Origin of the sequence: Rhodococcus sp. ENV425 (assembly GCF_002887785.1) — a bacterium.
Classification (GTDB): domain Bacteria; phylum Actinomycetota; class Actinomycetes; order Mycobacteriales; family Mycobacteriaceae; genus Rhodococcus; species Rhodococcus aetherivorans.
The window spans coordinates 1-13,684 of the sequence record NZ_PCZU01000295.1; the positions used below are offsets into that span (position 1 = coordinate 1).

Consider the following 13,684-nt stretch of genomic DNA (forward strand, 5'->3'; position numbering starts at 1 on the left):
CCCCGGCGCCCGCCACCGACGCCCCGGCGCCCGCTCCCGCTCCCACGGAGGACCTCGACCCGCAGGCCCGGGCCGCCGCGGACATCGCCGCCGCCAAGGAGACCCGGCAGAGCGAGGACCCGGCCGTCCTGCAGCAGGCCATGGCCACCCTGGACTGCTCGGCCGCCGACCCGCTCGCCGGCAACGACGATCCGGCAAAGCCGCTCGTCGCGTGCTCCACCGACGGCACCGCCGTCTATCTGCTCGGCCCGAGCATCATCGACGGCCAGCAGATCACCGACGCCTCCTCCGGCTACAACACCCAGCAGTCCCGCTACGAGGTCAGCCTCACGTTCGACTCCGAGGGCAGCAGCACCTGGGCGCAGTTCACCGCCGCCAGCATCGGCCAGCAGGCCGCGTTCGTCCTCGACTCCAAGGTGGTCAGCGCGCCCGTGATCCAGGGCGCCACCCCCGCCGGCAGCGCGACCTCGATCACCGGCAACTTCACCAACACCCAGGCCACCGAGCTCGCCAACACCCTCAAGTACGGCTCGCTGCCCCTGTCGTTCGCCGCGTCGGAGGCCGAGACGGTGTCCGCGACCCTCGGCCTGGCATCGCTCGAGGCCGGGCTGATCGCCGGCATCGTCGGCCTGGTCCTCGTGCTGCTCTACAGCCTCGTCTACTACCGCATGCTCGGCGTGCTCGTCGCGCTGTCGCTGGTGATGTCCGGGCTTGCCGTGTACGCGGTGATGGTGCTGCTCGGCCGGTACATCAACTTCACCCTCGACCTCGCCGGCATCGCCGGCCTGATCATCGGCATCGGCATGACCGCCGACTCGTTCGTGGTGTTCTTCGAACGCATCAAGGACGAGATCCGTGAGGGTCGGAGCTTCCGCTCCGCTGTGCCCCGCGGCTGGGCCCGGGCCCGCCGGACCATCCTGTCCGGCAACGCCGTGAGCTTCATCGCCGCCGCGGTGCTCTATGTCCTCGCGGTCGGTCAGGTCCGCGGCTTCGCCTTCACCCTCGGCCTGACCACCATCCTCGACGTCGTGGTGGTGTTCCTGGTGACGTGGCCGCTGGTGCACCTGGCGTCGACGTCGAAGTTCTGGTCCAAGCCGAGCGTGAACGGTCTCGGCGCCATTCAGCAGGTCGCCCGTGAGCGCCAGCTCGCGGCTGCCTCGGCGAAGGAGGCGTGACGATGACCGACACCACCACGACCGCACCCCGGCACAGCGTCCTCTCCCGCCTCTACACCGGCACCGGCGCGTTCGAGATCGTCGGCCGCCGCAAGTTCTACTACCTGCTCACCGGCGGCATCGTGCTGGTGGCGCTGCTGAGCATGCTGATCCGCGGCTTCACGTGGGGCATCGACTTCGAAGGCGGCACCCGCATCCAGCTCCCGGCCGCCGAGGGCGTCACCACCGAGCAGGTGGAGACGGTGTACTCCGACACCCTCGGCACCGAGCCCGTATCGGTGCAGACCGTCGGGTCCGGCGCGGGCGCCTCGATTCAGATCCGTTCGGAGGCCCTCGACCTCGAGCAGGTCCGGACCCTGCAGAACGCGCTGTACGACGAGTTCCAGCCGACCGGGCCCGACGGCGTGCCGTCGCGCGACGCGATCAGCGTCGCCGACGTCAGCGAGACGTGGGGCGGACAGATCACCCAGAAGGCCCTCATCGCGCTCGCGGTGTTCCTGGTGCTCGTCAGCATCTACATCGCGGTGCGCTACGAGCGGGACATGGCGCTCGCGGCGCTGGCCGCCCTGTTCTTCGACATGATCGTCACCGCGGGGGTGTATTCGCTCGTCGGATTCGAGGTCACCCCGGCCACCGTCATCGGCCTGCTCACCATCCTCGGCTTCTCGCTGTACGACTCCGTGGTGGTGTTCGACAAGGTCGAGGAGAACACGCGCGGCATCCTGCACCTGCATCGTCGGACCTACGCCGAGCAGGCCAACCTCGCCGTCAACCAGACCCTCATGCGGTCGATCAACACCACGGTCATCTCGGTGCTGCCGGTGCTCGCGCTGATGGTCATCGCGGTGTGGCTGCTCGGCGTCGGCACCCTCAAGGACCTCGCCCTCGTCCAGCTCGTCGGCATCGTGGTCGGCGCCTATTCGTCGATCTTCTTCGCGACTCCGCTGCTGGTGACCCTCAAGGAATGGCGCGGGCCGGTGGCCGCACACACCCGCAAGGTGCTCGCCAAGCGCGGCGCCGCCGAATCGCGGACCGTGCCCCCCGCCGGGGAGGCCGTCGGCGCGCACGCCGGCGCGACACCCGTGTCCGTGACCAAGCGCATCGGAGCGACCACGACGGCGGGCGCCGGCGCCGCGCCGGTGGCCGAGCGAACCCCCAGACCGGGCGTCCGGCCCACCGGAAAGCGCGCCAAGAGAAGGCACTGACATGTCGGCACCCGAGCACACACGTCGAGCCCGGCGCCGCCGGTCCGTCCGCGCGGCGATCGCGGGCGCGGCCGCCGCGGCGGCGCTCGCCGCGACCACCGTCGCCTGTGGCACGACGGAGGAGTCCCTGCCCTCCATCGGGTATGCCGTCGACAACACGGTGACCACCTACAACGCCAACACCGTGGACGGCGCCGCCTCGGGAGCCCGGCAGGCCCTGGCCCGCGTGCTGCCCGGCTTCGGCTACGTCGATCCGGCCGGTCAGGTGATCTCCGACACCGACATCGGGGCGGCCACCGTCGTCTCGCAGGACCCGCTGACCGTCCAGTACCGGCTGTCCCCGGACTCCGTGTACTCGGACGGGGTGCCGATGTCGTGCGACGACCTGGTGCTCGCCTGGGCCGCCGCCAGCGGCCGATTCACCGCGCCCGACGCCTCGGGTGCTCCGGCGAACCTGTTCTCCGCCGCCCGGCGCTCCGGCTACGTCGACATCGAACGGATCGACTGTCAGACCGGGTCCAAGGACGCCACCGTCGTCTTCCGCGCCGGCCGAGCCTACGCCGACTGGCGAGCCCTGTTCGGCGCCACCGAGCTGATGCCCGCGCACGTCGCTGCCCGGGTCTCGGGGGTGCCCGACGTGGTCGCCGCCATCGGCGGTGGCGACGTCGAGGCGCTGCGCCGGCTCGCCGACTTCTGGAACACCGGGTGGAACCTGACCCCCGGCCGGCTGGACCTGTCGCTGCTGCCGGCCTCCGGCCCCTACCGGATCGAGTCGTTCACCGCCGAGGACGGGCTCGTCCTCGTCGCGAACGAACGCTGGTGGGGCAACAAGCCCGGCACCGACCGGATCGTGGTGTGGCCGCGCGGCACCGACGCCTCCGCGGCGGCCGCCGACGGCCGCGTCCACGTCGCCGACACCGGCACCGGGGCACTCGACCTGTCCCTCGGGGACGACGTGGAGACGACGGCCGCGGCGTCGCGCAACGTCGAGCAGCTCGTGCTGGGCACCGGCGGGGGCAGCCTCGGCGCCGCCGCCGCGCGCCGGGCGTTCGCGCTGTGCGTGCCCCGCTCGCAGTTGTTCGACGAGTTCGGCCGGGTCGGGGACGTGCCCGCCACCGGACTCGGTTCCGGGACGACGTCGTCGCGGCTGTTGCCCGCCGACTCGCCGCTGTACCCGGGCGTGTCCGGGCCCGCAGCCCGCTACGACCGGGCGGACACGACCGCGGCGCAGGCCGAGCTCGCCGCTGCGGGGACGGACCGCATCACCGTGCGGATCGGGTACCTCGGCCCGGACCCGCGCCGCGCCCGTACCGTCGAGCTGATCGCCCAGTCCTGTCGCGAGGCGGGCATCGAGGTGGTCGACGCCGCCTCGGACACGTTCACGCCGTCGCAGCTCACGGCGGGCCAGGTCGATGCCGTCCTGGCCGGGACCGCCGTCGCGGCAGGGGCGGGAGGCACGGCCGACATGCAGGACGCGCGCGGCGCCCTCAACTCCGCGGCCGGCAGCAACGTCGGGCGCTTCGCCGACGCCCGCGTCGACCAGATCCTCGACGCCCTCGCCGTCACCACCGACGACGCCACCATCTCCGGTCTGGTGGGTGAGGCCGAGACGATCCTGTGGACCGCGATGCCGACCCTGCCGCTGTACGCGCAGCCCCGGGAGACGACCTTCGCCGGCGGCCTGCGTGCCGCCGTCGCCAACCCCAGCGCTGCCGGTGCGGGCTGGAACATGGACAGGTGGATCCTCAACAGATGAACAGCAATCCCGCCGGAGCGCACGCTCTGATCGAACGTGCCGCCACGGCGGTCACCGCCCGTACCCGCTGGGTCGACGACTTCCCGGCGCCCGGCGTCCGCTTCGCCGACCTGACCCCGGTCTTCGCCGACGGCGAGGCCTTCGGGGCGGTCATCGCCGCGCTGGCCGCCACCGCGCCGGACGCGGAACTGGTGGCCGGCGTCGACGCCCGCGGCTTCCTGCTCGGCGGCGGCATCGCCCACGCTCTGGGTGTCGGCGTCCTCGCGGTGCGCAAGGCCGGCAAGCTGCCTCCGCCGGTGGACACCCGCGAGTACTCCCTCGAGTACGGCACCGCGGCGATCGAGATCCCGCAGGATTCGGTTCGGTTGCGCGGGCGGCGGGTACTCGTCGTCGACGACGTGCTCGCCACCGGCGGCACCCTCTCGGCGACGGCGGAGCTTCTCGACGCGGCCGGTGCCCTGGTCGTCGCGGTGGCGGTGGTGACCGAGATCGAGGCCCTCGGTGGGCGGGCGCGGCTGGAAAAGTACCCGGTGACGTCATTGGTTCGGCTCTGAGAGCTAGAGTTGGCGCAGGTGCCGGTGGTTCCGGACGACGAGGAATGTGCGGCGGTGCGTCCGGTGTGCATCGGCGACGGGAGGTGTGGGCATGACCCAGAATCTTGATCGGTCCCAGAATTCCGGTCCGACCCCGACCTCGGCGTCCACGTCGGCCTCCCGCCGGGTGCGGGCGCGGCTGGCGCGCCGCATCACCGGGCAGCGCGGCACCACTCTCAAGCCGGTGCTCGAGCCGCTGGTCACGATCCACCGCGAGCTGTACCCGAAGGCCGACCTGTCGGAGCTGCAGCGCGCCTACGACGTGGCGGAGGAGCGGCACGCGTCGCAGAAGCGCAAGTCCGGCGACCCGTACATCACCCATCCCCTCGCGGTCGCGACGATCCTCGCCGAGCTCGGCATGGACACCACGACGCTGATCGCGGCGCTGCTGCACGACACCGTCGAGGACACCGGTTACAGTCTCGAGCAGCTCACCGCCGAGTTCGGCGAGGAGGTCGCCCACCTCGTCGACGGCGTCACCAAGCTGGACAAGGTGGTGCTCGGCACCGCCGCCGAGGGCGAGACCATCCGCAAGATGATCATCGCGATGGCGCGCGACCCCCGGGTCCTGGTGATCAAGGTCGCCGATCGGCTGCACAACATGCGCACCATGCGCTTCCTGCCGCCGGAGAAGCAGGCCCGCAAGGCGCGCGAGACCCTCGAGGTGATCGCGCCGCTCGCGCACCGTCTCGGCATGGCGACGGTCAAGTGGGAGCTCGAGGACCTGTCCTTCGCGATCCTGCACCCGAAGAAGTACGAGGAGATCGTGCGGCTCGTCGCCACCCGGGCGCCGTCGCGCGACACCTACCTGGCCAAGGTCCGCGCCGAGATCAACGCGACGCTCGCAGCGTCGCGGATCGATGCCACCGTCGAGGGCCGGCCGAAGCACTACTGGTCGATCTACCAGAAGATGATCGTCAAGGGCCGCGACTTCGACGACATCCACGACCTGGTCGGCGTGCGGATCCTGTGCAACGAGATCCGCGACTGCTACGCCGCCGTGGGCGTCGTGCACTCGCTGTGGCAGCCGATGGCGGGCCGGTTCAAGGACTACATCGCCCAGCCGCGGTTCGGCGTGTACCAGTCGCTGCACACCACCGTGATCGGCCCCGAGGGCAAGCCGCTCGAGGTGCAGATCCGCACCCGCGAGATGCACCGCACCGCCGAGTTCGGCATCGCCGCGCACTGGCGGTACAAGGAGACCAAGGGCAAACACTCGGGCGACGTCGCCGAGCTCGACGACATGGCGTGGATGCGGCAGTTGCTCGACTGGCAGCGCGAGGCCGCCGACCCCGGCGAGTTCCTCGAGTCGCTGCGTTACGACCTCGCCGTGAAGGAGATCTTCGTCTTCACCCCCAAGGGCGACGTGATCACGCTGCCGTCCGGGTCGACGCCGGTGGACTTCGCGTACGCCGTGCACACCGAGGTGGGGCACCGCTGCATCGGCGCGCGGGTCAACGGCCGGCTCGTCGCGCTCGAACGCAAGCTCGAGAACGGCGAGGTCGTCGAGGTCTTCACGTCCAAGGACCCCAATGCCGGGCCGAGCCGCGACTGGCAGTCGTTCGTGGTCTCGCCGCGCGCGAAGGCCAAGATCCGGCAGTGGTTCGCGAAGGAACGCCGCGAGGAGGCGCTCGAGGCCGGCAAGGACGCCATCGGCAAGGAGGTCAAGCGGGTCGGGCTGCCGCTGCAGCGCCTGATGAACGCGGACCTGATGCAGGCCGTGGCCAAGGAACTGCGGTACGCCGACGTGTCGGCGCTCTACACCGCGGTCGGTGAGCACCATGTCTCGGCGCACCACGTCGTGCAGCGCCTCGTCGCGCTGCTCGGCGGGGTCGGTGGCGTCGAGGAGGAGCTCGCGGAGCGGTCCACCCCGTCGTCCATTCCGACCCGGTCCCGGCAGAGCGGTGACTCCGGCATCCTCGTGCCCGGCGCGCCGGGCACGGTGTCGAAGCTGGCCAAGTGCTGTACGCCGGTGCCCGGCGACGAGATCATGGGCTTCGTGACCCGCACCGGCTCGGTGAGCGTGCACCGCACCGACTGCACCAACGCCGGATCCCTGCAGCAGCAGTCCGAGCGGATCATCGAGGTCAAGTGGGCGCCGTCCCCGTCGTCGGTGTTCCTCGTGGCCATCCAGATCGAGGCGCTCGACCGGCACCGGCTGCTCTCGGACGTCACCAAGGCACTCGCCGACGAGAAGGTGAACATCCTCTCGGCGTCGGTGACCACGACCGGCGACCGGGTCGCGGTGAGCCGCTTCACGTTCGAGATGGGCGATCCCAAGCACCTCGGGCACGTGCTCAACGTCGTCCGCAACGTCGAGGGCGTCTACGACGTGTACCGGGTGACCTCCGCGGCATAGAAGGTCCGCGGCGTAGCAGGATCGGCGACCCCACCTCGCCCATCCGCACGTCGCGGTCCGTCAGCCGACGCTAAGCGCATGCTAAGCGCGCTGCGCGATCGTTCTCCTCGCCGGACGGTCCGGCACATCCTGACAGAGGAGAACGCATTGCGTAACACCGTCATCACCGCCATTTCCGCCGAGGGTGCGGAACTCGACGAGGCGCGCCTCGCGACCGTGTCCGGCGGTCGCGCGTGCGAGGATCGGTCGAGCAAGACGATCGACATGTCGACCGGCGCGGTCGGTACCGATCAGGACTTCTGACGGACCGAGGACGCCGGGTGGGGAGGCGGCTCGCCTCGCCCACCCGGCGCTCGTCCGTCGACCGATCCGATCCGATCCGCCCCGAGGAACAGCTCATGAGCGCGCATCCCGCCCGCATCCTGGTGCTCACCCAGCCGGGTGACCCGCACGCAGACCACGTCGTCGACCTGTTGCGCCGGCGCGACGCCCGGGTCGTCGTGTTCGACCCCGCCGATTTTCCTGTCCACGCGTCGATCTCCGTCGGCTACACCGCCGGCGGTGCGGTCCGCCGCACCCTCGACCACCGCGGTGGGCGGATCGACCTGTCCGCCGTCGACACGGTCTGGTTCCGCCGCCCACGCAACCCGCGGGCGCACCCGGAGGTCACCGCCCCGGCGGTCCGCGAGTACGTCGAAAGGGAATGCGAGGCAATGACCTCCGCGCTCTGGGACGATCTGGACTGTCTCGCGGTGCCGGGAACGCGGGCCGCGATCCGGCAGGCGGCCCGCAAGACCGCCCAGCTCACCCTGGCCGGCCGTCTCGGGTTCGAGCTTCCGCCCACGATCGTGACCACCTCCCCGGACGAGTTCCTCGATTTCTGGGACCGGCACGAGGGGCAGGTGATCAGCAAACCGCTCGACCGGCCGTTCCTGATCGACGGTGACGACGGCTACTTCCGCATGTGCGAGCCTGTCACGACGACGGACCTGGGGTACGCGGAGGCGATGCGCCTGTGCCCGATGATCGTGCAGGGCTATGTGCCCAAACAGATCGAGGTGCGGGTGACGGTGGTCGGGCAGCGGGTCCTCGGCGCCGCCATCCACAGCCAGGACAGCAACCACACGCGGCTCGACTGGCGCAGCTACGACCCTTCCACGACCCGCTACAGCCGGCACGAGTTGCCGGCCGCGCTCGCCGCGTTGTGCCGCAGTCTGGTGGCTGAGCTCGAATTGCAGTACGGGACAATCGATCTCATACTCACTCCGGACGGCCGCTACGTGTTCCTCGAGATCAACCCGTCGGGACAGTGGTTGTGGATCGAGGACGCGACGGGTCTGCCCATCTCCGACGCACTGTGCGAGCTGCTGCTCGACGGTGCCCACCGCTCCCGGCGCCCCGCCGTCCAGGAGGTGCCCGCATGATCGCCCCGGCCGGCGCGGCGCTCGACGACGCTGCTCTCGGGCAGGCGCTGACTCTGCTCGCGCGCCTCAACACCGACCCGGTAGCGGCCGGGTCCGCGGAGGAACTGCTGGCGGCCCTGCGGGCGGAGCACCCCGGACTGCGCCTTCGCCTGCTCCGGCACCGGGAAGCCTACGGGGACACCGTGCAGTTCGGCCTGCTCGTCTCCGGGCCCCGCGGTGGCACCGTCACGCTGTCCTGGGCGCCGCCGTCGGAGGTGCCGTGGATGTTGCGCGGCGCGCAACGCAGCGCCGAATCGATGCTGCTACGCGTCAACGGCGAGGCGCTCGACATCCAGCACGCGATGGCGTATCTGGACGTGATGTGGGAGCAGACGGCCCTGCTCGACCGACTCGTCGACGTGTGTCTCGTCCAGCAGGAACTCGCCGAGAGCCCGGTGACGCTGACCGACGGTGAGCTGCAGGACGCCATGGACGCCTTCCGTCGCGCGCGCGGCCTGCTGACCCCGGCGGCGACCGCTGCATGGATGGCACGGCGGCACCTCGACCACGCGGCGCTCGAGGAGATGGTGGCACGCGAGGCCGCCGTTGCCGCGCTGCGCACGCGGGTGACGGTCGACCGCGTCGACTCGTGGTGCGCGGCGCACCGATCGACGTACGACCGGCTCCGGATCGCCCGCGTGCGCTTCGCCGACCGCGCCGCCGCCGAGCGGTTCGTCGCCGCGTTCGCCGAGCGGCGACGCACCTGCGACACAACGGCCGACGCGTTCGGCGCGGCGCTGACGGCTGTCGCCCCGCCCCGTCCGCTGGGGGCCGAGCTGATGGAGCGAACCGTGGCCGACCTCGGCCTCGGCCTCGGCTCCGGCCTGGCCGATGCGGTCGCGCCCGGTACGCTGCTGCCGCCGCGGGCGGTCGGAACGGAATGGGAAGTGGTACAGGTGCTCTCGCGCGCCGCCGCGTCCGATTCGGACCTGCTGGAGCAGGCCTCGAGGCGGTTGTTCGACGAGTGGCTCGCCGACCGGCGCCGCACCGCCCGGATCGAATGGTTCTGGGGCGAGGCGGAGAAGACGCCGCGGTGACGCGCCGCATCCGGCCGCTCGCTCAGACCGGGATGTCCGATTGCGGCGCGGCGTGCCTGGCGATGATCTTCGCCTACTTCGGCGTCCCACGCGGCGTCGCGGACCTCGTCGACGAGCTGGGGGTTTCCCGCGACGGACTCACCGCCCTGGCGCTCGTGCGATGTGCCCGCGGCCACGGGCTCGACGTCCGCGCCTTCGGCCGCTCCGCCGACGCCGTCGCCGGGGGCGGTGCACAGCTGCCCGCCGTCGTGCACTGGGACGGCAACCATTTCGTGGTGGTCGAACGGTGCACGGAGCGGCACGTGCACATCGTCGATCCGGCGCGGGGGCGCCGGCGCCTGACCCGGGCACAGTTCCGCGACGGGTACTCGGGCGTGAGCATCGAGTTCGGCCCCGGCGACCCGTCGGTCTATCCGCCGCCGGCCCTGCCCGCCTCCCGGCGACGAACGATGCCGGCCCGGTTCCTGCACGGCCACCGCGCACTGCTCGCGTCGGTCGTGGTGGCCTCGATCGCGTTGCAGGCGATCGGGATGACGCTTCCGGTGGTCTCGGCGATTCTGGTGGACCGGGTCCTGCCGAGCGCCGACCGCCCGCTGCTGTACGCCGTGGTCGGTGCGACGGTCGTCGCGTGCCTTGCGCACGGTGCGGTCGGGGTGGTGCGCAGCCGGATGCTGGAGGCGCTGCGCCGGCGCGCCGACGGTGAGCTCACCGGCGCCGCCGTCGCGCACCTGCTGGCATTGCCGTATGCATACTTCGCTCGCCGGGGAACCAGTGACGTGGTGCAGCGGGTCTCGAGCGTCGGGGCCATTCGGGAGCTGCTCACCGGACCCGTCGTGGCGGCGGTGCTCGACGGGCCGTTGGCGCTGACGTACCTCGCTCTGCTGCTGTGGTGGGCGCCGATGCTCGGCGTCACGCTGATGGTGCTCGCGACGGTGCAGATCGTCCTGATCGTGGGCACCGGCCGCCGGGTCGGTCAGCTCGGTCAGGAGGAGTTGCGCGCGCACGCCCTCGCCGAGGGACGCCTGCTCGAGACCGTGAACGGCATCGAGACGGTGAAGGCCTCCGGTTCCGAGGCGGCTGCGGCCGCGCAGTGGCACGCTCTGTTCACCACCGCCCTGGACGCGGCGTCGCGCAGCGGCCGCCTCGAGGGTGTGGTCGAATCGCTGGTGGCCGGTCTCAGGGTCGCGGCGCCCGCGGTCCTGATGATCGTCGGCGTCGTCGGCGTGCTGGACGGACGGCAGACGCTCGGTGCCATGATCGCCGCGAACGGGATCGCGCTCGCCGCGCTCGCCCCGCTCGGCTCGGTGGTGTCGGTGCTGCAGCGGCTGCAGTTCGCGGCGGCCCACCTGGCCCGGCTGCGGGACATCGTCGACAGCGACGTCGAACAGCACGGCCGGAGCGTGCGGCCCGCCCCGGCACTCAGCGGCGCGATCTCGCTGCGCGGTGTCGGATTCCGGTACGACCCGCGCTCGCCGTGGGTGGTGCGCGACATCGACTGCGACATCCCCGCCGGGTCGACGGTGGCGCTGGTGGGACCGTCCGGCTCCGGCAAGAGCACCCTCGCCCGCCTGCTGCTCGGACTCTACGAGCCGACGGAGGGACGGGTGCTGTTCGACGGACACGACGCCGCGGACCTGGAATCCCGTTCGCTGCGCGCCCAGTTCGGGGTGGTGACGCAGAACAGCGCCCTGTTCACCGGGACCGTCGCGCAGAACATCGCCGCGGGACGGGCGGAGGCCTCCCTCCCCCGCATCGTCGAGGCCGCGAAACTGGCGCACATCCACGACGCGATCGTCGCCATGCCGATGGGGTACGAGACGATGCTGCGGGACGGGTCGGGCCTGTCCGGTGGGCAGTGCCAACGGATCGCGCTTGCGCGGGCGGTGCTCGGCGCGCCCCGGGTGCTGTTGCTCGACGAGGCGACCAGCGCCCTCGACGCCGCGACCGAAGCGTCGGTCGTGGCGTCGCTGGGAGGGCTGCGCCAGACCCGGATCGTCATCGCGCACCGGCTCAGCACCGTCCGCACCGCAGATGTGATTCTCGTGCTCGACGACGGCAGGATCGTCGAAAGGGGCGGCCATCACGAACTGCTGAGCCGGGACGGGCGGTACGCGGAACTCGTCGCCCTGCAGACGCGGTAGGTGGCCGGCCGCACTCACCCGGCCGCACTCACCCGACCGCGACGATCCGCATCGGGATCAGGGGGCGCCCACCGCCCAGGGGACTCGATCCGTCGTCGCCCGCCGCGGCGACCTCCTCGAGCGCCCGCAGGCCGGGTTCTCCGACGGTGCCGAACACCGAATACTGCGGCTGCAGCAGGGAATCGCCGAACACGAGCAGGAACTGACTGCCGTTGCTGTCCCGGTGCCCGGCGTTGGCCATCGCGACGGTGCCGCGCGGATACACGACGGGGGACGGCAGGTAGCCGTTCTCCCCGCGGACGACCGTGACGGGGTACTCGTCGGCGAACGTGTAGCCGGGCCCTCCCGTCCCGGATCCGGTGGGGTCGCCGCACCGGAACATCTGCATCCCCGGTTCGTCGGTCACGTGATGGCACTCGGTCCCGTCGAAGAAGCCCTGCCGGGCGAGGCCGACGAAACTCTGCACCGCACACGGCGCTGCGGCGCGCTCGAGGACCAGCGGGACCGGACCCGCGGAGGTCGTCAGCGTCAGCTCCACCGTCCCGGTCGCGGGCACGGACGTCGACGCGGGCACGGTCGCCGTCCTCGCGGCCGGCCCGGCGGCACGGAACGCGCAGGCGACGGTGGCGGCCGCCGGTTCCGGCCGCGGCGGCATCGCAACATAGGCGGACGGGTCGAAGCCGGGGGAGGTGGCGGCCGCGGTGGTCGTCGCCCGCAGCGCGGCAGGGGCGGGCCCGGTGTCGGAAGCGGCACACGCCGCAGCCGCGAGTGCTGCGCCGAGCGTCGCGGCCAGGCGCGCAGCAATGGAGGTACCTGAGGTCACAGACACGGCACAGTAGACGATCCCGTCACAATCCGACAGACCCCTGCCGGCGGCGGGGACGCGAACGCCCCGCCCACCGGCGGGTGGGCGGGGCGTTGGGAGACGCGCCGGATCAGTCCGTGCGGACGGCGGTCAGCGTCGTCGGCGCCGCCGGTGGTCCGTCGGGTCCGCCGCCGTCCACCCCGGCCGCGGCGATCTCGTCGAGGGTCGCCAGGCCGGTCTCGTCGATGGTGCCGAACACGGTGTACTGCGGCGGCAGGATCGAATCGCCGTAGACCAGGAAGAACTGGCTGCCGTTCGTGCCGGGACCGGCATTGGCCATCGCGAGCGTGCCCCGTGGGTAGATCATCGGATTCTGCGCCTGCGGATCTCCGGCCGCGTACTGGTCGGTGGGGAACTCGTTGGCGAACTCGTAGCCCGGTCCGCCGGTACCCGTGGCGGTGGGGTCGCCGCACTGCAGCACCGACAGCGTCGGGTCGGTCGTCAACCGGTGGCAGTCGGTGTCATCGAAATACCCCTGGGAGGCCAGCGACAGGAAGCTGCCGACGGTGCACGGGGACAGCTCGCCCCGCAGGGCCAGCCCGATGTCGCCCTGGGTGGTCGCCACGGTGACGTCGGTGTCGGTGGTGGGGACGGCCTCGGCGCGCGGCGGCTGCACCGGCTTCGCGGCCGGTCGCCCGTCGGACGGGTACGCGCAGCTCACCGTATCGGGCAGCGGCTCGGCCCGCTGGGCGGGCAGGGCCGGGAAGTCGGACAGCGACGGTGCGGACGTCGGTGCCGAGGCCGCGGTGCTCGACGTGGACGTCGCGGACCCGTCGTCCGGGTCGCCGGAGCAGGCGGTGAGCAGCAGCGCCACACCGACCACGGCCACGGCGGCCCGGGCAGCGCCGGATCGGGTACGGGTCATCAGTCCATCCTCACACTGGTCAGGGAGATCGGCTGGGCCGGCGCGCCGTCCTGGCCGCCGCCCTCGACCCCGGCGGCGGCGACCGTGTCGAGGGTCGCCAGGCCGGTCTCGTCGATGGTGCCGAACACGGTGTACTGCGGCGGCAGGATCGAGTCGCCGTACACGAGGAAGAACTGGCTGCCGTTGGTGCCGGCGCCGGCGTTGGCCATCGCGACGGTGCCGCGC

The 13,684-nt window shown here is 71.8% G+C and carries 12 protein-coding genes; 9 read left to right on the forward strand and 3 right to left on the reverse strand.

Translation table 11 applies throughout. From position 1 onward, the window contains the following. The 9 genes from secD to CQZ88_RS27865 all read left to right on the forward strand — a co-directional run. A partial coding sequence (gene secD, locus CQZ88_RS27825; protein WP_102800599.1) for a protein translocase subunit SecD occupies window positions 1–1,175 on the forward strand: 1,175 nt, incomplete at its 5' end. A 2-nt stretch (window positions 1,176–1,177) separates the two neighbouring features. After that, complete coding sequence (gene secF / locus CQZ88_RS27830; protein WP_006941022.1) at window positions 1,178–2,380, forward strand: protein translocase subunit SecF; 1,203 nt, start codon at window positions 1,178–1,180, stop codon at window positions 2,378–2,380. A gap of 1 nt (window position 2,381) precedes the next feature. Next, window positions 2,382–4,136 carry an ABC transporter substrate-binding protein gene (locus CQZ88_RS27835; protein WP_006941021.1) on the forward strand — a complete coding sequence of 585 codons (1,755 nt, stop codon included), beginning with the start codon at window positions 2,382–2,384 and terminating at the stop codon, window positions 4,134–4,136. Then, window positions 4,133–4,690: an adenine phosphoribosyltransferase gene (locus CQZ88_RS27840; protein ID WP_043798151.1), complete on the forward strand. Its 558-nt coding sequence runs from the start codon at window positions 4,133–4,135 to the stop codon at window positions 4,688–4,690. Before CQZ88_RS27835 ends, CQZ88_RS27840 begins: the two co-directional genes overlap by 4 nt. A 91-nt stretch (window positions 4,691–4,781) precedes the next feature. After that, entirely contained in the window at window positions 4,782–7,088 is a 2,307-nt protein-coding gene (locus CQZ88_RS27845) for a bifunctional (p)ppGpp synthetase/guanosine-3',5'-bis(diphosphate) 3'-pyrophosphohydrolase (protein WP_006941018.1), read from the forward strand. 147 nt (window positions 7,089–7,235) lie between these two features. Beyond that, on the forward strand, window positions 7,236–7,391 hold the full coding sequence (locus CQZ88_RS27850; RefSeq protein ID WP_006941017.1) for a putative ATP-grasp target RiPP: 156 nt from the start codon (window positions 7,236–7,238) through the stop codon (window positions 7,389–7,391). Window positions 7,392–7,486: 95 nt separating this feature from the next. Beyond that, window positions 7,487–8,512: an MvdC/MvdD family ATP grasp protein gene (locus tag CQZ88_RS27855; protein WP_231772869.1), complete on the forward strand. Its 1,026-nt coding sequence runs from the start codon at window positions 7,487–7,489 to the stop codon at window positions 8,510–8,512. Beyond that, entirely contained in the window at window positions 8,509–9,588 is a 1,080-nt protein-coding gene (locus CQZ88_RS27860) for a TIGR04500 family putative peptide maturation system protein (RefSeq protein WP_102800600.1), read from the forward strand. The genes CQZ88_RS27855 and CQZ88_RS27860 overlap by 4 nt, the downstream gene beginning before the upstream one ends. Beyond that, window positions 9,585–11,729 (forward strand): peptidase domain-containing ABC transporter, encoded by a 2,145-nt coding sequence (locus CQZ88_RS27865; protein ID WP_043798144.1) that lies wholly within the window; start codon window positions 9,585–9,587, stop codon window positions 11,727–11,729. The genes CQZ88_RS27860 and CQZ88_RS27865 overlap by 4 nt, the downstream gene beginning before the upstream one ends. Before the next feature lie 28 nt (window positions 11,730–11,757). On the opposite strand, the gene CQZ88_RS27870 is transcribed toward CQZ88_RS27865, so the two are convergent. The 3 genes from CQZ88_RS27870 to CQZ88_RS32070 all read right to left on the reverse strand — a co-directional run. After that, window positions 11,758–12,552, reverse strand: coding sequence for a peptidylprolyl isomerase (locus CQZ88_RS27870; RefSeq protein ID WP_006941010.1), 795 nt, complete (start codon window positions 12,550–12,552; stop codon window positions 11,758–11,760). 112 nt (window positions 12,553–12,664) lie between these two features. Then, window positions 12,665–13,459, reverse strand: a complete 795-nt coding sequence (locus tag CQZ88_RS27875) for a peptidylprolyl isomerase (RefSeq protein WP_006941005.1) — start codon at window positions 13,457–13,459, stop codon at window positions 12,665–12,667. Next, window positions 13,459–13,684: peptidylprolyl isomerase (locus CQZ88_RS32070; protein WP_258008842.1), on the reverse strand; the 226-nt coding region annotated here is incomplete at its 5' end. The genes CQZ88_RS27875 and CQZ88_RS32070, both read right to left, overlap by 1 nt.